The organism is Anabaena sp. PCC 7938, assembly GCF_049315035.1.
GTDB classification, from domain to species: domain Bacteria; phylum Cyanobacteriota; class Cyanobacteriia; order Cyanobacteriales; family Nostocaceae; genus Anabaena; species Anabaena cylindrica.
Genome location: NZ_CP186034.1, coordinates 65,797 through 87,693, shown reverse-complemented (window position 1 = coordinate 87,693; position 21,897 = coordinate 65,797). Strand labels below are relative to the sequence as shown.

The window sequence follows — 21,897 nt, the reverse complement described above, 5'->3', positions numbered from 1 at the left end:
TGAATTGATTTGATCTAGTGTTTACAGTTCAATTGCTGTCTGTACTTGCAAGTTTGTTAAACCTGCAACTTGTTTGCTGTCTTCGGAGCTAAGGCGAATTTTGACTTCAACTACACGGCTATCAAGATTTTCTCCGGGCTGATTACTAAACACATTTTGTCGATTCACTTGCAGGCCAATCTGAGCAACAGTGCCTCGGAGTTCACCAGGAAATGCTTGACTGGTAATCACGGCTGAATGTCCTAGTTGCACTTTGCTGATATCGGTTTGATAAACTTCTGCCACTGCCATCATTTGGTCGGTTTGGGCTAAGTCTGCAATGCCACTACTATTAATTTTTTCTCCCACTTTGGTATGAGTTTTAATGATCTGCCCGGCCATTGGTGCTTTGATAAAAGCCCCATTTAACTCGGTTTCGCTGCGTTTGAGTGCGGCGATCGCATTTTCTACTTTTGTTTTTGCTAGTTCAATATCTACAGGTCGAATCTCTGCAATACTAGTCAGTGTAGCTTGAGCTTGTCTGAGCTGTTTGTTACTGGTGGCATTAATCCGGGTGAGTGTTATTTCGGCTTCGGCAAGTTGTCTGCTGGCAGTGGTGTTGATGCGGTTGAGAACTGCTTGAGCTTCGTCTAATTGTTGTTTGGCAGTTTCCCAACTCAAACGCTTACTGTCAAAGGCCGAATGAGAAACAGCTCCTGCCAAAGATAGTTGTTCATAGCGTTGATATTCGATTTGTGCATTTTCAAGTTCTGCTTCTAATTTCCTAATTGTGGCTGCTTGCGCGATTTGATCTCCTTGCCATTGTGCTTGGATACGGCCAACTGCTTCTTCTTGCGCCGTTCTTTCTCCTGCCCATTGTGCTTTTATGCGTTCAATGTTTGCTTGCTGTGCCTGAATTTCTCCGGCTCTAGCTCCGGCTTCAACTTGAGCAAGTCTAGCTTGCGTCATTCTCACTTGTTGTTTAGCTTGTAGCACAGCAGTTTCTAAGCGATCGCGTGAGTCTAGAATTGCTACAGTTTGTCCCTCGTCCACAAGATCGCCTTCTTTAACTAAAATCTGGGCAATGCGATCGCCGTCTAAAGCTAAAGGCGCAGATAAGCTAATGACTTCCGCTTCTGGCTCTAGTCGTCCTAATGCTGTGACTTTTTGCCTGCGTGGGGGGGTAGTTGGTATAGTTTCAGATGAAACTGCTCGACTAAACTGCCCAGATTGGGAAATACCATATACAATGATTCCACCTGTAATAGCAGTAGCAGCAATTATTAAGGCAACTAATTTTTTATTTCCTGGTTTTAGTAATAGTTTTTGACTCATATTATTTATCCTTTATGAAAAATCCATTACTTTTTCTGACGTTGCACAACAATGGCTGAATTTAAACACGTAGGCCTTCAGGTAGTGGAACTCTCTCCTTTCCCAGTCAGTTTGCCAATTATTCTGGAGTTTTACCAGTAAATATCTGAAATTTAAACAGCAACTTAAGAACAGGTCGTTTATTTCTGTGTAGACAAAAAAGCTGATACGATATCTCTGTACCCAGTTATGGTTATTTCTAAAAATTTGTAATATGGATCACAAATAATCCTAGATTTCCTTACTAAATTTTAAGTTGTTGCTTAAATTTGTGATCTTAAATAGACAAAATTTCCCTGAATGGCGAGACTGAACTTGAGAAAAATGAAAGCCACCTTCGGGTTGACTACTCTAAAACTGCTGATTCTCAAATTCTCTATCGTTCTTCCAGGAAAGCGCTTTATGTTAACTAAAATACACTTTACCCACGAGTTACATAAAACCTTGAAAATTAGCAAATCGATCAAACAATAACCATAATTTAAACGAGAATTAATTTTTTTTTAAACGATTTAGTGTTAGCTTCGTGGTGATTTATGGAAGGATATTGACAGCCAAGCTTTGTTACCACAGAGTATCTAGTTAATTTCTTCTCTGTTACTCTAACAGACAAGGTTTAGTGATCTAATTGAGAATTGTTTGTTTAGTTTTTTTTTGAAAAAGGGCTTAGGCACTTTTTATTTTCTGAAGAAAAGGACTTAGGCACTTTGTACCACTTCAAAACTCAATAGAGACTTTTGCAGTAATTGTGATACTTCAATTCTGTACTTTAGTAGGACTTACGCAATAACTCTCTGAAATCTTCTTTCCTTTGTGTCCTTTGCGGTATGCGCTTCGCGAACGTTTTTTCATGATTTTGCGTAAATCCTGTTTAGATGGCGTTACAAATTACCACTAGGGAGTCCAAGATTCAGTATGAGTTGCACCGGTGTCAAGTTAATCCCTGCATACACGAAATTGAGAGAGAATAACAAATTATGTTAGCAATACCAGAAACAACTTTTGCTGCCTTTCCATCTGCCTTAGTTGCGGATAAATCATCTATTGCAGATATCCCATCAAGGTTGGCGTTGGATAAATTTTCTCCTCATCAAGATGCAGCGCCGGTCTCGGTGGCCTCGGCAATTGTGAAAATGTTAGAAAACTTAGGTGTAGAATATGCCTTTGGTGTATCAGGAGGTGCGATCGCTCCTATCTGGTATACACTACAACATAGTGCTATTCAGTTACGTCATTTTCGCCATGAAGCCGGAGCCGCTTTCGCCGCTACAGAAGCATACTTTACCAGTGGTCGCCCTGTTGTAGTATTTACAACCACAGGTCCGGGGATTACAAATGCACTGACAGGCTTACTAACTGCACGCTGGGAAGATGCCAAAGTAATTTTTATCTCCGCTTCTACCTCAGCACCAAAGCGGGGACGGTGGGCGCTGCAAGAAACAAGTAATTACACGATGCCCAGTTCTGGAATTGTTACTTCAGAACCAATCTTTCATTATGCAACAACTCTTGAGTCCAACGAGGAACTACCAGAGGTATATCGCAGGTTAGCGAAAGGTTTAGCCAAACCCAATGGCTTTGTTGCTCACTTGAGTGTACCCACCAACATCCAAGCAGATGTAGTCAAGACATCTTTAACTCCTGTAAATCTTACTTCCACCCCACCAACCGCCAGCGCAGAAGTAATTTCTCAATGTGCAGAGCTGTTGTCAGCAGATAAATTTGCTATCTGGGTTGGTTTTGGCGCTCGTTTTGCGGCGACCGAAATTCGTCAGTTGGCTGAGAGGACGGGGGCTGCGGTCATGTGTTCACCCCGTGCTAAAGGTATTTTTCCAGAGGATCATCCCCAATTTGTCGGAGTTACAGGCTTTGCTGGACATGAATCGGTGCTGAAATATTTGCAAGAATCTCGTCCTGTGCGAACTTTGGTACTCGGAACCCGTCTTGGTGAATTCACCTCATTTTGGAACCCTGCTATGGTACCACCACGGGGATTTGTACACGTTGATATTGACCCAGAAGTACCAGGAACAGCTTATCCATCGGCCGAAACTATCGCCATTCAATCAGAAGTAGGAATTTTTGTCAAAGCTCTGCTCAAGCATTTCCCAAAACAGGAAACTTCATCTAAAATCCCACCTTTACCAAGACCAGAGCGGACTTTAATCAATCCTAGTCAAGATAATTGTCTAGTGCAACCAGAAGTTTTAATGAACGTCCTACAACGAGTCATCGTTGAAGGCAGTAATGCAATTGTCATGGCTGAAGGTGGAAACTCATTTGCTTGGGCAATTAACCTCCTGCGATTTATTAAACCCGGTCGTTTTCGGGTAAGTACCGGCTTCGGGGCTATGGGGCATTTTGTCACCAGCGTTGTCGGTGCAGCATTAACACATACAGGAAAAGCTGTAGCGATTGTGGGGGATGGTGCCATGCTGATGAACAATGAAGTCAGTACTGCCGTTAGTTACCAAATTCCTGCTGTTTGGATTGTCCTCAATGATGGACTCTACAATATGTGCCATCAAGGTTCACAGATGCAGGGTTACAAAGATATGGATGTGAACATTCCCCAAGCCGATTTCGTAATGTTGGCTCGCAGTATGGGAGGTGATGGCATCCGTGTGGAAAGAGAGTCTGATATTCAAGCAGCGTTAGAACTGGCAATGGCATCAACCAAGCCGTTTGTTGTTGATGTAATTATCGACTCTAGCAGACTTGCACCAATTGGTACTCGGATTTCCAGTTTGATTTCACAAGGCGCTAAAAATTAAAGGAGATGATCATCATGTCTCAATCAGTAGGTATTCGCTCTTTAGCATTAAGCTTGCCCAATATTAAACGTACAAACGATTACTACCGAGAAAAATACCCAGAGTTAGTGGCACAATCAGAGCAAAAAAGTCTTGCCAAGTTATTTTCGGTGACGAATAATCCTCGTAACGAATTTGACTTCAATATGTTGCCTTATCTACAAGACCCCTTTCGTGGTACTGTGCAACGCTGGGTACTAGCTCCAGATGAATCTTCACTGATGCTTCAAGAAAGAGCCGCTCGTCAAGCTCTAGACGCTGCCAACTTGACTCCCCAAGAAGTTGATTTAATGCTTGTTGCCTCGGTTTGGCCAGAAAAAATTGGCTTTGGTGATGCGGCTTTCTTGGCTCGTCAACTGAACTTACAAGGTGCAGCTTGGAATATTGATGCCGCCTGTGGGGTGACTCCAGTGGCGCTACAAACTGCTTGTGCCTTAGTGCGATCGCAAGAGTACCGCCATGTGTTAGTAGTTATTTCATGCTCATACTCTCGCTTCTTTGATGAAGACGATACCCTCTCATGGTTTATGAGTGATGGTGTAGGAGCTTTTGTCGTGAGTTCACTAGCACCACATCAAGGTATTCTGGGGACAAAAACCATTCATACTGCAGCTTTATGTGACATCTTTTTTGCCAAACTCACAGAAGATGAACAGGGTAATCCACAGGTGCGAATGCGAATGGATAAAAGCGCTAATCAAGCAATTCGTGGAACGGCTGTAGAACAGTTGCGGACGTGTTGTGAAGGTGCAGTTGCCGCAGCTAGTGTAACGATGGAGCAAATTGACTTTTTTATTTTCAATACATCCACTGCTTGGGCAACCCAATTCTGCGCCCAGGTACTAGGCATTGATGTAGAGCGCACAATCAATCTCTATCACCACTACGCCAACCTCGGCCCGGTAATTACCGTCGCTAATCTATACTATGCTGCCCAATTAAATAAAATTCACGAAAATGACTTGGTTCTCATCTATGGCTTGGGTGCAGCAGGTGTCGCCTCTGCTAGTGTGATGCGTTGGGGTGATGTAGCATTGGGTTCCATGCCACATCTGCACGAATTTGACTCGGTGTTGAGGCAGTCCGAAGAACAGAACTTAGTTCTTTGTTAATCATCTCAGCGTTACAGCCTCAACAAGATTTCTGACTTTTCCCATCTCGGAGTATGCAAAAACAAATTTTGGCAGCAGGATTTTTTCTACTATCTCTTATGTTGCCGATGCAAGCATCAGCACACAGTTACGAAGAGATTTATATCTTTGGTGATAGCTTCTCTGATACAGGAAATTTATTCAATTTCTCATCTGGTGCAATACCCCCAAGTCCAGCTTACTTTGATGGCAATTTTTCCAATGGCCCCTTGTGGGTAGAATATCTAGCATCAAATTTAAATTTAACTGTCAATCCCCACACTAACTTTGCTTTTGGTGGTGCGACTACAGGATTCGATAATCTGGGGCTGTCTATTTTGCCAGGATTGCAGCAACAAATTAATGATTTTACAACAACGAATTTGTCTGCTAATTCCAATGCTCTTTATATCCTATGGGCTGGCACTAATGATTACCTTGATTACTTTTTCAATAATCTTCCCAACCCAAAACAGTCAGTTGCAAATTTGTCAACAGCAATCACCTCCCTAGCTGCTGTTGGCGCTCAAGATATTATGGTGCTTAACTTACCCGATTTAGGCAAGTTTCCTGTGACAGGAGGTGATAACAATATTACCAGCGCTCTGAGTAATTTGATTAACCTCCATAACTTAGGCTTGGCTACATCCATCGATGTTTTGAGTCAGCAACTTAGTCCGGAAATTAACATTATTTCTGTTGATGTTAATAGCTTATTTAATCAGGCGATCGCTGATCCAGCAAAATTTAATTTGACAAATGTTACCGACTCTTGCGTTGGAAACTCACCAGTAGTACCTATCACCATTCCCACACAACCAGTTTTATGTATCCCAGACAAGTTTTTATTTTGGGATGAAGTCCATCCCACAACCACCACCCATCAGCTAATTGGCAAATTAGCCTTCTCAGCACTTGGGAAAACGTCTATTCCTGAACCTTCTTGTTTATTAGGAATATTGGCAATTGGTGTGAGTGCTACATTGCTACGCAAAGATAAATTACAGTCAAAAATTCAATAGTTAACCTACTAAAAAAAATGATCAACCAACAAACTTGTATCGATATCCCCAAACCCAGAACAGATGAACGCCAACTTTGGGATATGATTTCTGGCAATATTGGATTTGGAGCCTTCTTAGTTGCCTATGATCTCCAACTGTTTCCACTGTTATCCGAAAAACCACGGACTCTGACAGAAGTCTGCGAACTGCTCAAAATTCATCAACGTCCAGCTAAAGCTCTCTTAGCCATGAGTGTTTCTCAGGGGCTATTACAAATCCAAGATGAATTTTATGCACTGACTGCCTTTGCAGAAGATTACCTTTTACCAAGCAGTCCGACTTATTTAGGTGACTTCTTAAACTTGACAGTTGCTACTGCTTCTGTGTACTCCTTTGAAAATATCAAGCAAGCCGTACTTTCTAATTCTTCACAGATTTACTCTGGTGAAAAACTATTCCAAACCCATCAAGAACAGTCTGACTTAGCCCGTGTTTTCACTCGTGCAATCCATAGTCGTAATTTAGGGCCAGCACAAGCTTGGCCAGAAGCCCTAGATTTATCAGCACACAAACTCTTGCTAGACATTGGTGGGGGATCAGGCGTTCATGCAATTAATGCCATTTTGAAATGGCCAAACTTACAAGCTCTAATTCTTGACCTTGCTCCTGTATGCGAAGTTGCACAAGAGTTTATTAAGAACTATAGCTTACAAAGTCGCATTAAAACTCAAGTCAGTGATATGTGGAGCCAGCCTTTTTCTACAGCTGATATCCACTTTTATTCTGATATTTATCATGATTGGCCTTTAGAAAAATGTCGTTTTCTCACCCAAAAAAGCTTTGACAGTTTAGAAAAAGGAGGCCGTATCATTATTCATGAAATGCTGTACGATGACCAAAAAAATAATTCTGCGGTTGTTGCTGCCTATGACATTGCCATGCTTTTGTGGACAGAAGGTCAGCAATATTCAGGTAAGGAATTATCAACAATGTTGCTGGATGTAGGTTTTATCGATATTGATGTGAAACCGACTTTTGGATACTGGAGTATTGTCACTGGTTGTAAACCGTAACGCCAAAAATTAGAGAATGTTTGACGAATTAAAGGAGATGATTTCCATGAAATTCAAATTTAAGACACTGAGTAACGTGATTGCTAGAAAGTTGAAAAAATGGCGCAATAATTCTCGCAAGAAGAAAAAACGTATCCCCTCAATCTTAGTGGTGCAGAAAAGTCCTGAAAAGTTGATAAATGGGGAATATCACGGTGAGACAAGAGTGACAGAGTGGGGGACAACATGGGATGCTCTTGTTTCCAGACAAAAAATCATCCAATATGTCAATCCCCCAACTTTATCGTCAACTGCAAGCGCAACTAAGTCAATGGATTTGTCCGCAAGACCAACGACATTTGCAAGTCTTTTGTGAAAATATCGCCGCAATTTTACAAGCACAAAGCGCCTGTCTGAGCCATTGGCTGCCCTATCTAAGTCATCGGGATTGCAAAGCTCGCAGCCACATGGAACGGTTAAACTACTTTGTCCATAATCCCAAAATAACTGCCGAGACCTTCTATTTTCCAATGTTGCAGCAGTTTTTGAGTTCCTGGGAGGGCATGGCGATGACGCTCACGCTCGATACCAGCGTGTTATGGGATCAATATTGTCTGATTGAGGATTGCTATTCCTGTTGCCAAAGATGGAAAATCGTGGTCTAATACCTTGATTAGATTATTAGTATAAATACTTCCTTCTCTGTATAAATTACCAATCAACTCTTTTTTTTACTATCCATACTAATCACTGGGTTAGCCTCAGAAAAATACTGGTTTTTGAGGCTTTCAATCTTCTCAAACTGCTCATTACGATTTTCGCTACTTCCACATTCCTTAGCGGGTGAACCTTGGGCTGTTCTCTCCGATGTGCCACCATCTTTGCAGACCTTTGAGGTCTATGGTCAGCGATTTGGAGGCATCGAGCCACATTTTAAGGATTATAAGTCAGCCGATGAGTGAACTCATCCACTCCCACTTGCGCGACCCTCAAGCTCTGAGTTGTTTGTTGATGCTGCTCGCGGCTGCCTCCTTGATTGCTATTGCTGTTGCCCTGGTGGTGGTTGCTCAAGGTCGACGTAAAATGCTGGATTGGCATAGCCAACGGGGTTTGAGTTTCTTACAATTAGGATTACGCGAGATTAAACGGCTGTGTTATCAACATCTTCCTGTTCCCAGTTTACCCACCTTACCTCAAAAGAGTCCTCCCCCTTAGAGATGCGAATTGAATTCTCTCGTGTCACTGTTTTCTCTTCTTGAGACTCCAAAAAGTTTTCTGCACCACTAAGTAATCTGAGTCACATCTGCGGAATGTGGGATAAAAACTTTTGCAAGAGGTCTAATGACCGGATGTGGCCTTGGGATGGAGGTCAGTCTACTCCAGCTAATATTGGCCCTGGGGATGTACTATCTCTACTGCCACATTTTGCCCCAAGAGATATTGTGAAACCTAAAGATACTTTAAATATCAAAAGATATGGTTACACTTACGACACTATTCAACGTACCCGAATAATATCAATAGGGTCACGTGAATGGTTGAACCAACGGCTGAAAAATTTCTTCTAAGACATAATTTCAGTCAAGAAATAGTGCTGAGTTCGAGAGTGTGTTTTTCATGTTTAACTTACTCTCAAAGATGAACTAAACGACTAATTCTGTGGGTATTCAACTGCTCCTAACGCTTTTAGAGTAGTAATGGTCGCTAAATTTACACCTGTAATACCACTAATATTCATACCTTCGTAATGCCTGGGACTTTTCAAAACGTCCAGGCATTCACCGCTTTTGACATCCCAAAGTCTAATTGTGGCATCTTCACTAGCGCTTACTAAAATTTGATCGTCAGGGCTAAAAGCAACTGACCAAACCCATTTGGTATGCCCTACTAAAGTTTTAGTACATTTATCGGTGCTGAAATCCCAAAGTTTTACTGTTTGATCCCCACTACCACTAGCAAGAGTTTGACCATCAGCACTGAAAACGACTGAGTACACACCTTGATGATGTCCTGCTAAAGTACCTAAACACTTACCAGTGGACACATCCCACAGTTTCACTGTTCGATCTCCGCTACCACTAGCAAGGGTCTGGCCATCAGCACTAAATGTAACAGACCACACCCAATCAGTATGTTGCTTGAGAGTAGCAATGCAGTTACCAGTGGATACATCCCAAAGCTTCACTGTTTGATCATGAGAACCACTGGCTAAGGTCTGACCACCAGGACTAAAAGCAACAGACCAAACTCGATGGGTATGTCCATGTAAGGTCTTGAGACATTTACCTGTACCGATATCCCACAACCTGACCATTTGGTCTTGAGAACCACTAGCTAAGGTCTGACCGTCGGGACTAAAGGCTACTGACCAGACTCGATGGGTGTGTCCACGCAAAGTCTGGAAACATTTAGCAGTGATCATATCCCACAGTCTGACTATTTGATCCTCGCTGGCACTTGCTAGAATACGACCATTGGGACTGATAGCAACTGATGTGACTCTACTACTGTGTCCACGCCAGGTTTTTAAACGTTTACCAGTGTTGGCATCCCACAAACTCAGTGTTTGGTCGTTACTACCACTAGCAAATATGTAACCAAACTCTGCCAAAGGTACTGTGCGAACTGGACTGAAGGCAATTGACCAGATACCACTGGTGCGACCCTGTATAACTCTCAGACATCTACCAGTTTTAACATCCCACAGTCTCACTGTTTGATCATCACTAGCACTAGCTACCATTTGTTTGTCTGGACTAAAAGCTACTGACCACACTCGCGTGTCATGTCCATGTAGGATATTGAGGCATTGACTTGTACTAACATCCCACAGTATCACTGTTTGGTCGTCACTGGCAGTTGCCAGATTACTACCATCCCTACTAAAAGCTATGGAATTTACCAAGTCAGTGTGACCTTGGAAGGTATCAAGGCATTTACCATTGTCAATACTCCACAGTCTCACTGTTTGGTCATGAGAAGTACTTGCCAATATTTTACCGTCGGGATGAAAAACAACAGACTGTACTCTACGAGTATGTCCCTGTAAAACTTGGCAACATTTGCTGGTATTAACGTCCCATAATTTTATGGTTTGGTCATCATTTCCGGTGGCAATTATGTGATTATCTGGACTAAAAGCAACTGACCAAACTTGACCACCTAGTGTCTTGAAAGTCTGAAGGCACTGATTAGTAACGATATCCCACACTTTTACTGTTAGTATCTTCACTACCACTGGCCAAAATCAGACCATCTGAACTGAAAGTGAGTGACCAAATACTACCACTATGACCTCGTAAAGTATGAAGGCATTGACCAGAGTTAACATCCCATAATTTGATTGTGTTATCATCACTCCCACTAGCAATAACTTGACCGTTGGGACTAAAAATTACAGGCCAGACCCAACCTGTATGGTCTTTGCAAATTAGCAGTTGTTTTCCATCTGCAACCTGATATAGGCGCACTTCTCCGTTGGTATCCCCTGTAGCTAGGAGCTTACCATTAGGGCTGAATGCTACCGAATGAATGCCACCAAGTGTTTCAGCAAAAACACTTTTAGCTAAGTTTGCACAAGCAAAATTTGTGTTGTGTAAATTCACATTTCGCAAATCTGCTTGCCAAATAGTCAGGTCAGAAAAATTATAATTACTGAGGTCTGTTTCTAGATGGCACAGCAAATTAACAATATTGCCAGCAGTATAACTTTGTTCTAAGGGAAATGTTTCTCGTAAGGTTGTTAAAATTTGATTTAGCTGAGTTTCTAGAGTTTTTTTACTTCTGAAGATGGCAAGTAATCTTTCAACTACTGGTTTAAGGATAAAGTGAATTTGACTTTTTCTCACATAGTCTTTTGCCGTTGCTTTGATTAAAGCATGACATGTAAAAAGTTGGAATTTTTCAGTGACGATCTCTTGACAAACTTGTTCTACTAATTTGTTAATTACATAATCTGTAACTACTGGTTGAAGAGTGAAGAGTGCTTCATTTTTTTCAACAAGCGATCGCCTTACCAAAGACTCCAAAAATTCTAATAATTTTTGTGGTGGTAATGCCGATATAATATCATTTTGTAATTCTGCAAGTGACACTGGCTCATGATTAATTGCCAGCCAATATAATATTTCTTTTCCTAGGTCTGATAAACGTTCAAACTGCTGTTCTAAAATATCCCAAATATCACCGAAAACAACTGCATCTTGCTTTAAAAATTCTGCTACATTACCAGAGAATAAATCTTGAATTGTTGTAGCAACTACTTTTAAAGCCAGTGCATTACCACCGTAGCGTTCAACTAATGTTCTCAATTCTGGCTCCGCAGCACATATTCCTTTAACTTTTAAAATTTCTTGTCCGTCATTTGCTAAAAGACCTTTGAGAGGGAATGAACGAACGCGTAAAGCTTGTCCTTCTAGTGATGCTATCTCTTTGGGTTTTTCTCTACTTGTCAGTACTAAGCAGCTTTGTTGTTCTGTTTCTCCTAACCGTTTTAAAAGTTCACTATATCCTTCATATCCTTCTCGATAACGTCCAGCCCGGCTACCACTACGCAAAATTGATTCTAGATTATCTAGGATCAGTAAACAACGGTGCTGTTGCAAATAATAAAGTAGTCGTGTAACTCTTTGACCTGTACCTGCTGGTAAGACTAATTCTGTTTCCCGTTCATCAGAAAGAAATTGAATTAGACTAGCTAAAAGTGTATTAATTGGTGGAGCATCTTGTAGCGATCGCCAAATCACATATTCAAAATTTTCCTTGATCTTGTCTACAAGCTTCACACAAAGAGAAGTTTTACCAATACCCCCCATACCTAAAATCGCGACTATCTGACAGCGATCTTTCAAAATCCACTGTTCTAATGTGGCAATTTCTGCTGTACGCCCATAAAAAACTGGTGTGCCAATTGCTTCACCCCAGTCTAAGTGTCGAGTTTTATCCGAATTTGTATAATCAGCTTTATCTAGCTTTAAGTTAAAAGCTTGGAAGAACAGCTCAATTGATTTTTTATCAACTCCTTCTTCTCGAGATAATACTTTAGAGATGGTGACAGAATTTACTCTTACTAGTTCACTTAAATATTCAAGAGTATACCTATTTCCATAATTTTCTTTCTCTTCAAAGGCGATTTTGCCAGCTTGAAGCTTTTGTAATCCTTCGATTGTCAGGATAATTCCGCGCTTACGCTTCTGCTTTGGAGGCTGTATCATAGTTTTTTACCTTAACACCGTAGAATAATTGACTTGTGATTAATGATACGTATCTCAATCAAAATATAGTCATCATTATCTTTTCTAGACGCAACTAAATTTCCAGCTTTTTGCTACATTTATCTGCCAGTAAATATGGCAAATGTATAAAACTTATGCCTTTGCTTGCAGTATACTAACGCGAATAAGGACATAAGTCCCTAAATAAATTCTGTAAATTTTCTTTAAGAGAACTCCACAAAAAAGATGATCCAATAACTATGCTGGTTTAGTAAAAATTTCCACAAACCATTTTTTGAGATCAGGAAGGCGGTGAATCTGTGTTTCCAGTTCTGCCATCGCTAAAGTTGTGAGTTTAACTCCTGTGGAATAGACTTTTTCTACCAATGTGACAACAGGATTTTTACCCTTAAATGTGAGAGTTTGAGCGAAATTTAGTACGGTCTCAACAGTATCAAGTAAACTACCATTCCAATGCTGTTCCAACCAACCAAAGCAACGTTCTATGGGGTTGTATTTGCTGTGATAAGGCGGATAATAAGCGAGTTGTAAATTCAGTTGAGATGATGCGGAAAAATCGACAATCCGCTTCATAAACTGAGTCCGAAGAGAATGATTTTCCGGACCATTATCCTGATTAATTACCAGTTTTTGAATGTGAGTAAAACGGTGTTTGACAGTTTGCCACCAGCTTTCAAGTAAGTCAACAATACAATCAGCAGTTAATTTGGAAGTAACGAAGAATAAAAATAACTCCTTGTACTCAGGGATAAAAATACCATAGGGAGTCAGAGTTGTTTCCGTCGGAAAGTCATGGTCTAATGAGACTGTTGGCATCCGAGTTGTACCACCTCGGTCAAATTCTCCCACCTTAACTGCCACATGAGCATCAATAGATATCCGTAGAGTATGAGGATCATTGTCAGCTTCAATATTAATTTGTTCAACTTGTTCAAAAATTGCTTCTGTTTCCGGAATTTTCTTGATAGGCTTGGTTTTCAGGACTCTTTTTAAGGTATAGCCTAAATCATTCAATTTTCGACGAATTGTTTCTGATGAAGGTAATTCTTCGTCTGTGTAACCATATTGTACAATTAGTTGACGACGCACTTCACCTGCCGTTATGCGTGTATATAACCTGGTACTCTTAAAGCTGGGGTCAGTTTGACTTTGTGGGTCTACTAAGGATTTTATATCCTTCAATAAGTTCGGTAATTTTACTTCTGCTCCCTTGCGTCCACTCCGGTCGAAACCATCAATAAAAGGCTTACCGCTCTCCAATTCTTGCATCCCTTTCCTGATGGTACGTCTATTCCATCCTAACTCCCGTTCTACTAAAGTCTGTCCACCTATTCCCAATCCTTTGACTACTTCTGCCATGAATTGTCTTCGGTCACTTCCCTTGAGTTTTTTGGCTGTTTTTATGTACAGAGATTTTAGGTTCTCCGTGAGTTCAATGATAGTTTTTGGACGCATTAGGTCAGATGCACACTGAAATTATCTTCTCTCATTATAGGATCAATCATTCTGTGGAGTTCTCTAAAAAAGAATGTCTAATTCAATACTGTAGCCAAATTACGAGGGTTCAACGGCTGTAGAAGCATTGTGAATACAACCAAGAGAGGTAAGCTTGGCAAAAATCTGGGATAATAAAATAGGCTCTGGTGGTTCTGGAAGCATTTTTAACATTTCCCGAACATATCGAAAACCCCGAGAATAAGCCTGAAGATCAACAATACCAGCACCGGGATTATCTTCACGAAACTGAGCAAGAAGATAATGAGACTTTCTTGACCCGTCGCAGTATTTATATGTTTCGCCAAGTGGGTGTTCCTGTTCTCGGCATTATCGAGAATATGAGCTATTTTATCGGCGTAAATGGGGAAGAAACTCCAATTTTTGGTAGTGGTGGCGGTGAAAAATTGTCCAATGAACTCCAAGCACCGCTTTTAGGTAAAATTCCCCTCGATCCTCGGATCTGTAATGGTGGTGATACTGGTCAACCGCTTACCCTGGCTGACTCTAGTTCAACTACAAGTCAGGTATTTATACACATTGCTGCGGCAGTAGAGGCTACTTTTCTTGCTTTTTCTAGTTATCTGTGAGATGCTTAATTTTAAATCTACAGTAACTTTATCAAGATACAGTATTTTTAAATTAATTAATCAATGGGTGTTTACTATGGCAGGTAAATTAGACGGGAAAGTGGCTATTATTACCGGGGCTTCTTCGGGAATTGGTAAAGGTACAGCGATCGCTCTAGCGACAGAAGGAGCAAAAGTAGTGATTGCAGCCAGAAGGGGCGATCGCTTGCAGGCTGTAGCAAAATACATTACTGATAATGGTGGACAAGCATTATCCGTTATTGCAGATATTACCGATGAAGCTCAAGCTAAAAACCTGGTACAAAAAGCCAATGCAGAATTTGGACAAGTAGATATTTTAGTAAACAATGCAGGTATATCATTTCCCGGCAGGATTGAAAATGCCGATCCCGCAAACTGGCGAAAAATGATTGATATCAACGTTTTGGCATTAATGTACACAACTTACACTGTATTACCTATTTTCAAAGCCCAAAAATCAGGACATATCGTTAATATTTCATCCGTGGCTGGCCGCATAGCCCGCGCAGGAATGGGAGCCTACAATGTCACTAAATGGGGTGTAAATGCCTTTTCGGAAGCATTACGGCAGGAAGTATATCAAGATAATATTCGCGTTACTATCATCGAGCCTGGCTTAGTAGAAACAGAAATTGATCAGCATATTACTGATATAGTAGCAAAACAGGAAATTGAAGCCAGACGGAAAGCGATCGCACCATTACAAAGTGAAGATATAGCAGCAGCGATCGTTTATGCTGTTAGCCAGCCACAGCACGTTAATGTGAATGAAATCTTAATTCGTCCCACTCAGCAAGAACGGTAGTTATCAGAATTATACCGAAAAATAGGCAATATTAATGTTACAAGAAAATAGAACGTCTTTAAAGAAAAGCAAAAAAATATTTGCTTTTCTGGAAACTTTACCTGCAATTAAATCACCCAATTTATCGTGTTTTCTCATTGGAGAAAGCTTATCCTTTTTCGGCTCTTGGATGACACAAATTGCCTTAATATGGATGGTCTATCAATTAACAAATTCAGCCATGTTAGTTGGTATAGCTGGGTTTAGCAATCAAGCTATGGGTTTAGTTATTACACCATTGGTAGGAGTATTGCTAGATAGATGGAATTTAAGATATGTTTTATTAACTACTCAGATAGTCTCTGTTTTTCTATCTTCATTACTAACTTTTTTGACTGTCAGTAATCAGATTAATTTTACACATATTATTATCATTGGTATTATTCAGGGTATAGTCAAAGCTTTTGATTTACCAGCACGTCAAGTTACTATTCCCAAATTAATAGTTAATAGAAGTGATACTTATAGTGCCATGTCTGTGCATTCATTTTTAATTAATACAGCTAAATTTGTTAGTCCTATGATTGGGGGTGTTTTAATTGCTAAAAATGGAGCAGCTTCATGTTTTTTGGTAGATACTATTAGCTATTTACCTTTTATCTCCGCTATCTTGACTATACAAATAAAACCAAATATCAATAATTCATCAACAGCCAAATCTACAAAGATTTGGCATAACCTCAAAGAAGGATTTATTTTTGCATATAACTTTTTACCTATAAAATCTATTTTAATATTACAAATTATAGTTTGCTTTATGGCAATGACTTATGTAAATCTTATACCTGTATTTGTCAAAGAAGTGCTGAAAGGTAACGCAGAAACGATGGGTTTTCTGATGACTTCTACAGCTTTTGGTTCTATATTTTCTGGCATTTATCTAATGGGGCGCAAGCAAGTAATAGGACTAGAAAAAGTTATGGCAATTTCTACTCTAGTGCTGGGAATGTCGTTAATATTATTTTCTCACTCAACCCGGTTAGAAATTTCTTTGGTATTAATCTTTATTGTGGGATTATCAAACACCTTAACTCTAGCTTCGATTAGTAATTTTCTGCAAGTAATTTTAGTGGAAGAAGATAAAAGAGGACGAGTAACCAGTATATTTATGACTACTTTTTTAGGAATATTACCTTTTGGTAATTTATTTTTCGGAGGATTAGCAAATTATATAGGTGTTGCTAATGCTTTATTATTTGGTGGTCTTTGCTGTATTTTGGGAACTTATTTTTTTGCTAGACAAATATCAAATATCAGAAAAATGGTAAGCCCAATATATCAAGAAATGGGATTACTTTCTTAATGAGTATTCAGCTATAATGCTCGGTTATATACTACTTAATTATTGTCTAAATGCGCCGATTAGCAATCCAATGGTAAATTTGAGGTAACAATATGAGCAAAAATGGGTTCAAACTTGTAATTTTTGATTGCGATGGAGTGTTAGTTGATAGCGAACCAATTATAAATCGCATTTTCGCGGAAATGCTTACTGAAGTTGGTTTTCCTATCACCCATGCAGAAGTAACTCAAAAATTTATAGGAAAGTCTTTCAAAACCTGTTTAGAGATTATTGAGCAATCCTACGAGAAACCATTGCCCCAAAATTTTATTGAACTTTGTAAGAAACGAGAATTCGCTGCATTGCAGCAAGAATTACAGGCTGTTTCAGGCATTAACGAACTATTGGAGCAAATTACATTACCAAAATGTGTGGCATCAAATAGCAGCCACCGTCATATTCAACTGGTCTTGAAATTAACAGGACTTATACATCAATTTGAAGGAAAAATATATAGCTGTTATGATGTTCCGCGTCCTAAACCTTTTCCTGATGTGTATCTCTATGCAGCCGAGCAAATGAACACAAATCCAGAACATTGTGTTGTTATTGAAGACTCTGTCCCAGGTGTGCAATCAGGATGTGCGGCAGGAATGACTGTTTTTGGTTATGCCCAACATAGCTATTGCACTGCTCTTACTGCTGCTGGAGCGAAGATAGTTTTTAATGATATGCGGCAGCTTTCTCAACTGCTGTAGCTATTGGGCGTACCTCAGTTATTTTACTTATTTTTAATTTTCTGCTAAAGTAGCAATAAACTACTTTAAACCTATCAACTTACCGGAGTTAGATTGACACTGATAACGAGTGGGTAATCTTTCACTTTGCGGGTAAGAGGTGCAAAACACCGTTCCATCTTACAGAGGAATCAATCCATGAGTGCAATGTTTTTGGCTGCCGATGATTGGGTACATATAGGTTTTAGACTCATACTGGCACTTTTAGTCGGTTGCATAATTGGATTTAATCGTCAGAAAGGTGGTAGATCAGCAGGGATGAGGACATTTATGTTGGTAAGTATGGGAGCAGCACTATTTGTGATGATTCCTTTACAAGCTGAAGGTGATAGTTCCTTTGCAGCTACTAATGCCCTGAGTCGCACGATTCAAGGTGTAACTACTGGTATAGGCTTTCTTGGTGCAGGATTAATTTTGCAAGAATCTCCTAGAAAATCTGAAGTGCCAAAAGTACGGGGTTTGACTACAGCAGCCTGGATTTGGACAGCAGCAGGATTGAGAGCAGCCATTGGTTGTGGTTTGTGGCAAATGGGATTATTGGGAGGATTCTTGACTTTAATCACCCTCAGTGGTGTGAAGCGGCTTGATCGGTTTTTGAGATTTTTAATTGGTCAAAATAGTCAAGAAATTGCTTCACAGTTAAATGATTCCACTGATGATAATTAACACTAAACAAGTAATAAAAATACTTTTCTAATTAGTAATTAATATGTGCATATTTAACTCAATAGAATCAGATTCATTGTCAAGAATCACTAGTAATTCTATTTATCAGCGTGGCAGTAAACATTACGCCTGAAGGCTCAATTCTATCTTTATACAACTAAGTAATAGCAAGCCATGAAACTCCTGATTAAAATTGGTGTTTTAGCACATCGAGATATCCAGAACACGCTACAAACTTGGCAAAAAACAGCAGATTATCTTACTTCAGAACTTCCTGAATACCACTTTATTATTGTTCCTCTAAATTTCACTCAAATTGAGGCTGCTATTGAACATAATACAGTGGAGTTTGTGATTACCAGTCCGGGAATATATGTGGAATTTGAAGCCCTTTATGGAGTAAATCGGCTGGCAACTTTAAAGCACCTGCGGATGGGAAAAGCTTACACCATGTTTGGTGGGGTAATTTTTTGTAAGGCTGATTGTGACAATATTCAGAGTCTGACGGATTTGCGGGGTAAAAACTTTGTTGCTGTTGCGGAAAATTCTTTTGGAGGTTGGCGATCAGCATGGCGAGAAATTGTAGAAGCGGGGATCAATCCTTACCGGGATTTTCAAAGTCTGCATTTCACCAATAGTCATGATGCAGTAATATATGCGATTGGACAAGGTAAGGCAGATGCAGGAACTATTTCTACAAACGTATTAGAACAGATGGCTTTAGAAGGAAAAGTTGACTTGAAAAACTTCAAAATCATTAATCAGCAGACACAGTATGGAGAAAAATTTCCCTTTGCTTTGAGTACCCGGTTATATCCCGAATGGCCTTTTGCTGTCACCCAACAAACTTCGAGTGAATTAGCCGAACAAGTAGCGATCGCATTGCTAAAATTACCAAAAGACCATCCCGCAGCGATCGCAGCAAAATCGGAAGGTTGGACAATTCCCCTCAATTATCAATCAATCCATGACTGCTTTCAGGTTTTGCAGGTTCATCCTTATAAAGATTTCGGTAAAATTAGTTCCAGCTTTGAACTTGCAGTCAAGGGATCAAATGATGGTTTGTGGGACTGGAATCTAGAAACAAATGAAGTCTTCTTCTCTACCCGCTGGAAAGAAATGTTAGGGTATGCAGAAACGGAGATCCCCAATCACTTTGAGGAATGGAAACAGCGTTTGCACCCTGATGATAGCGATCGCGTTTTGACAACTTTTCGACAATACTTTGAAGGACAAATTCCCACTTACGAACAGGAATATCGCTTGCAACATCGCAACGGTAACTATCTCTGGGTACTTTGCCGAGGAATACTGGTGCGAGATATTGGAAATAAACCATACCGCATAGCAGGTTCTCACACTGATATCACCCGACGCAAACAAGCCGAGGAAGAATTACGACAGTCTGAATTACAGCTAAAAACTCAAACTCAGTATTTGCGACAAGCACTGAAAGAATTGCAACAAACACAAATGCAATTGATTCACAGTGAAAAAATGTCAAGTTTAGGGCAATTGGTAGCAGGAATTGCTCATGAAATTAATAATCCAGTAAATTTTATTTATGGTAATCTCAACTGTTTAGAGGAGTACGTTGAAGGCTTATTGAATACAGTTCATATATACCAGCAATCCTATCCCCAGCCGATAGATTCAGTTCAGATGGCAATGGAAAAATTTGAACTTGATTTTGTTAGTAATGACCTGCCACAATTACTCAATTCTATGCGGTTTGGCAGCGAACGAATTAGAGATATTGTGCATTCTTTAAGAAATTTCTCACGTTTGGATGAAGCAGAAATTAAATCAGTCGATATCCATGAAGGTATTGAAAATACATTATTAATTTTGCAGCATCGGCTGAAGTTAAAGTCCCACAAATCTACGATTACTCTTCATAAAGAATATGGTAATTTACCAGTAGTACATTGTTCACCAGGACAACTAAACCAGGTATTTATGAATATTTTGAGTAATGCTATAGATGCTTTAGAAGAGACTATTACTCATCAGCCAAGTAATTTTATTCCTACCATTACTATTCGGACTAATGTGATAGATAATCATTGGGTTTTAATCTACATTGCAGATAATGGATTAGGCATGGGAGAAGAAACGAAGCTACGAGTATTTGATCCCTTCTTTACAACCAAACCAGTTGGGCAAGGAACAGGACTAGGATTATCAATTAGCTATCAAATAATAGTAGAACGACATAGTGGCAAACTTGATTTATTCTCAGAACCTGGGAAGGGAACAGAATTTCAGATTCAGCTTCCCCTTTGTCGAGACTTGGTAACTTAAAAATGAACAGCTTTATAACTCTGTGTAAAACCCTATTTATGGGTACAGTAATCTGTTTGCTATCTCGTTAAAACAACCTATAATCAAACTAGTGCTTGGGGAGTAACCTATTATTTCACAATCAAATTACCCGCTTTGACTGCTAATGTACCACTGATACAAGTAGCACTCACACAAATAGAAGGATTGGAAACTATTGACTTCGATGAAAAAAATAGTGTTGCTTTTGTAGAAACAAATGGACAAAAATAAAAGCTAGGTGTCACCCTAGCCAAAAGTGAAAATCAACCGCAAACTCTTATTGTCACCTTTGATCAACCAGTTGTAGCTGGTAAAACAATCACTGTCGGTTTAAAACCTTTTCATAATCCCACTTATGAAGGCATTGATCAATTCCGAGTGCAGATTGTCCCCTCTGGTAAAATGACAAATAATTTAGTAAGTTAAAACTTGGTTAATATTTTCCTTCAAACTAATATTTTTTTCTTGGTCGTTTTTAGCTGTTTCCAGAGGACTTGAATTTGTTTATACGCCTCTTCTGAAGAAAGTTTACCACCAGTTTGTAGATTGCAAATATAGTTCACTCGTTGAGAAAAATCTTGGAGTTGAGCATTAAATGCTAAATATTCTGAGTTAATTTGCCCATAATATGGACTACGAGGATAAAGAAAATCAGATAGTTCCGATAACAAATCAGAGTATTGATTCATAGATACCTTTAATTACTATAAGTTAGTTGTTTGACATCTAACTGGGCATTATTTACAGTTTGTACAAATTCTTTTAAAACTTCTTGTAGGCGTTCTTCCAGTTCTTGATCTAATTGAAGATTGCCATCAGCTTGAATTTGAATTTGCTTATCCACTGCATAAACTGTACTTAAAATATGCCTTGCCCCTAATTCACCTAAAACAGGTTTTAAGGCATATTCTATTGATAATAAATGAGCAATAGTACCTCCAGTAGCTAAGGGAAGTAAAACTTTACCAGTCAAAGCTTTCTGGGGTAATAAATCTAAAAAAGATTTGAGTAAGCCAGTGTATGCAGCTTTGTAAATTGGCGTAGCGATAATTACCCCACTTGCTTTTTCTAGGAGTGCTTTTGGTTTTTCTAAAGCTGGACTATTGTAACGTCCATAAACTAAATCCTCAGCAGGTAAATCCCGCACAGAAATGATATCTGTTTCTAACCCTTGCTGGGAAATAAATTGAGTTGCATATTCTAAAAGTCCGTAGGTTCTGGAAGGATGAGAAGGACTACCAGCGATGCCTACGGCGACCGGTGGTGACGCTAAAATATAAGTCATGTTACAA

Annotated in this window: 15 protein-coding genes and 6 pseudogenes; 14 read left to right on the top strand and 7 right to left on the bottom strand. The window is 39.6% G+C overall.

What is annotated here, in order from left to right; translation table 11 throughout:
• Positions 1-21 precede the first annotated feature (21 nt).
• The gene (locus ACOWPH_RS00440; protein ID WP_015213471.1) at positions 22-1,314 is read right to left on the bottom strand and encodes an ABC exporter membrane fusion protein; all 1,293 of its coding nucleotides are present in this window, start codon (positions 1,312-1,314) and stop codon (positions 22-24) included.
• Positions 1,315-2,330: 1,016 nt separating this feature from the next.
• Here ACOWPH_RS00440 and ACOWPH_RS00435 point away from each other — a divergent pair.
• The 6 genes and pseudogenes from ACOWPH_RS00435 to ACOWPH_RS00410 all read left to right on the top strand — a co-directional run.
• Positions 2,331-4,127 (top strand): ScyA-related TPP-binding enzyme, encoded by a 1,797-nt coding sequence (locus ACOWPH_RS00435; protein WP_015213470.1) that lies wholly within the window; start codon positions 2,331-2,333, stop codon positions 4,125-4,127.
• A 14-nt stretch (positions 4,128-4,141) separates the two neighbouring features.
• Positions 4,142-5,278 (top strand): 3-oxoacyl-ACP synthase III family protein, encoded by a 1,137-nt coding sequence (locus ACOWPH_RS00430; protein ID WP_015213469.1) that lies wholly within the window; start codon positions 4,142-4,144, stop codon positions 5,276-5,278.
• Between the two features lie 53 nt (positions 5,279-5,331).
• Complete coding sequence (locus ACOWPH_RS00425; protein ID WP_015213468.1) at positions 5,332-6,318, top strand: SGNH/GDSL hydrolase family protein; 987 nt, start codon at positions 5,332-5,334, stop codon at positions 6,316-6,318.
• A 17-nt stretch (positions 6,319-6,335) separates the two neighbouring features.
• Positions 6,336-7,373, top strand: coding sequence for a methyltransferase (locus tag ACOWPH_RS00420; protein ID WP_015213467.1), 1,038 nt, complete (start codon positions 6,336-6,338; stop codon positions 7,371-7,373).
• Between the two features lie 46 nt (positions 7,374-7,419).
• Positions 7,420-7,728 (top strand): hypothetical protein, encoded by a 309-nt coding sequence (locus ACOWPH_RS00415; RefSeq protein ID WP_250855195.1) that lies wholly within the window; start codon positions 7,420-7,422, stop codon positions 7,726-7,728.
• Positions 7,637-7,981: pseudogene (locus ACOWPH_RS00410) on the top strand (IS4 family transposase); the annotation flags it as partial. The gene ACOWPH_RS00415 and the pseudogene ACOWPH_RS00410, both read left to right, overlap by 92 nt.
• 89 nt (positions 7,982-8,070) lie before the next feature.
• On the opposite strand, the pseudogene ACOWPH_RS00405 reads toward ACOWPH_RS00410, so the two are convergent.
• Positions 8,071-8,181: pseudogene (locus tag ACOWPH_RS00405) on the bottom strand (ISAzo13-like element transposase-related protein); the annotation flags it as partial.
• Between the two features lie 13 nt (positions 8,182-8,194).
• Between ACOWPH_RS00405 and ACOWPH_RS00400 the strand changes: the two are divergent.
• Positions 8,195-8,564 (top strand): annotated as a pseudogene (locus ACOWPH_RS00400) (IS4 family transposase); the annotation flags it as partial.
• A gap of 439 nt (positions 8,565-9,003) precedes the next feature.
• On the opposite strand, the pseudogene ACOWPH_RS00395 reads toward ACOWPH_RS00400, so the two are convergent.
• The 3 genes and pseudogenes from ACOWPH_RS00395 to ACOWPH_RS00385 all read right to left on the bottom strand — a co-directional run.
• Positions 9,004-12,565: pseudogene (locus ACOWPH_RS00395) on the bottom strand (NB-ARC domain-containing protein).
• A 258-nt stretch (positions 12,566-12,823) separates the two neighbouring features.
• On the bottom strand, positions 12,824-14,023 hold the full coding sequence (locus ACOWPH_RS00390) for an ISAzo13 family transposase (protein ID WP_081593737.1): 1,200 nt from the start codon (positions 14,021-14,023) through the stop codon (positions 12,824-12,826).
• Between the two features lie 117 nt (positions 14,024-14,140).
• Positions 14,141-14,350, bottom strand: a pseudogene (locus tag ACOWPH_RS00385) (IS4 family transposase); the annotation flags it as partial.
• A 5-nt stretch (positions 14,351-14,355) separates the two neighbouring features.
• On the opposite strand from ACOWPH_RS00385, the gene ACOWPH_RS00380 reads away from it, so the two are divergent.
• From ACOWPH_RS00380 to ACOWPH_RS00350, 7 genes and pseudogenes are all read left to right on the top strand, one after another.
• Positions 14,356-14,670, top strand: coding sequence for a P-loop NTPase (locus ACOWPH_RS00380; RefSeq protein ID WP_277882383.1), 315 nt, complete (start codon positions 14,356-14,358; stop codon positions 14,668-14,670).
• Positions 14,671-14,746: 76 nt separating this feature from the next.
• The gene (locus ACOWPH_RS00375) at positions 14,747-15,496 is read left to right on the top strand and encodes an SDR family NAD(P)-dependent oxidoreductase (protein WP_042465771.1); all 750 of its coding nucleotides are present in this window, start codon (positions 14,747-14,749) and stop codon (positions 15,494-15,496) included.
• Between the two features lie 34 nt (positions 15,497-15,530).
• Complete coding sequence (locus ACOWPH_RS00370; RefSeq protein ID WP_015213460.1) at positions 15,531-16,838, top strand: MFS transporter; 1,308 nt, start codon at positions 15,531-15,533, stop codon at positions 16,836-16,838.
• A gap of 92 nt (positions 16,839-16,930) precedes the next feature.
• Complete coding sequence (locus tag ACOWPH_RS00365) at positions 16,931-17,575, top strand: HAD family hydrolase (RefSeq protein ID WP_015213459.1); 645 nt, start codon at positions 16,931-16,933, stop codon at positions 17,573-17,575.
• Between the two features lie 177 nt (positions 17,576-17,752).
• Positions 17,753-18,280: an MgtC/SapB family protein gene (locus ACOWPH_RS00360; protein WP_015213458.1), complete on the top strand. Its 528-nt coding sequence runs from the start codon at positions 17,753-17,755 to the stop codon at positions 18,278-18,280.
• Positions 18,281-18,454: 174 nt separating this feature from the next.
• Positions 18,455-20,584, top strand: coding sequence for a sensor histidine kinase (locus tag ACOWPH_RS00355; protein WP_015213457.1), 2,130 nt, complete (start codon positions 18,455-18,457; stop codon positions 20,582-20,584).
• A 120-nt stretch (positions 20,585-20,704) separates the two neighbouring features.
• Positions 20,705-21,031 (top strand): annotated as a pseudogene (locus ACOWPH_RS00350) (DUF2808 domain-containing protein).
• 20 nt (positions 21,032-21,051) lie between these two features.
• On the opposite strand, the gene ACOWPH_RS00345 reads toward ACOWPH_RS00350, so the two are convergent.
• Together ACOWPH_RS00345 and ssuE are read right to left on the bottom strand one after the other, a co-directional pair.
• A complete protein-coding gene (locus ACOWPH_RS00345) occupies positions 21,052-21,294 on the bottom strand; it encodes a DUF7219 family protein (protein ID WP_015213456.1) in 243 nt (80 codons plus the stop codon).
• 8 nt (positions 21,295-21,302) lie between these two features.
• Positions 21,303-21,890 carry an NADPH-dependent FMN reductase gene (gene ssuE / locus ACOWPH_RS00340; RefSeq protein WP_015213455.1) on the bottom strand — a complete coding sequence of 196 codons (588 nt, stop codon included), beginning with the start codon at positions 21,888-21,890 and terminating at the stop codon, positions 21,303-21,305.
• Positions 21,891-21,897: the final 7 nt, after the last annotated feature.

Coding starts and splice junctions, on each gene's coding strand:
- ACOWPH_RS00415 (WP_250855195.1), top strand. CDS start 7,420: ATGAAATTCAAATTTAAGACACTGAGTAACGTGATTGCTAGAAAGTTG.
- ACOWPH_RS00360 (WP_015213458.1), top strand. CDS start 17,753: ATGAGTGCAATGTTTTTGGCTGCCGATGATTGGGTACATATAGGTTTT.
- ACOWPH_RS00365 (WP_015213459.1), top strand. CDS start 16,931: ATGAGCAAAAATGGGTTCAAACTTGTAATTTTTGATTGCGATGGAGTG.
- ACOWPH_RS00420 (WP_015213467.1), top strand. CDS start 6,336: ATGATCAACCAACAAACTTGTATCGATATCCCCAAACCCAGAACAGAT.
- ACOWPH_RS00345 (WP_015213456.1), bottom strand. CDS start 21,294: ATGAATCAATACTCTGATTTGTTATCGGAACTATCTGATTTTCTTTAT.
- ACOWPH_RS00440 (WP_015213471.1), bottom strand. CDS start 1,314: ATGAGTCAAAAACTATTACTAAAACCAGGAAATAAAAAATTAGTTGCC.
- ssuE (WP_015213455.1), bottom strand. CDS start 21,890: ATGACTTATATTTTAGCGTCACCACCGGTCGCCGTAGGCATCGCTGGT.
- ACOWPH_RS00370 (WP_015213460.1), top strand. CDS start 15,531: ATGTTACAAGAAAATAGAACGTCTTTAAAGAAAAGCAAAAAAATATTT.
- ACOWPH_RS00425 (WP_015213468.1), top strand. CDS start 5,332: ATGCAAAAACAAATTTTGGCAGCAGGATTTTTTCTACTATCTCTTATG.
- ACOWPH_RS00375 (WP_042465771.1), top strand. CDS start 14,747: ATGGCAGGTAAATTAGACGGGAAAGTGGCTATTATTACCGGGGCTTCT.
- ACOWPH_RS00430 (WP_015213469.1), top strand. CDS start 4,142: ATGTCTCAATCAGTAGGTATTCGCTCTTTAGCATTAAGCTTGCCCAAT.
- ACOWPH_RS00355 (WP_015213457.1), top strand. CDS start 18,455: ATGAAACTCCTGATTAAAATTGGTGTTTTAGCACATCGAGATATCCAG.
- ACOWPH_RS00435 (WP_015213470.1), top strand. CDS start 2,331: ATGTTAGCAATACCAGAAACAACTTTTGCTGCCTTTCCATCTGCCTTA.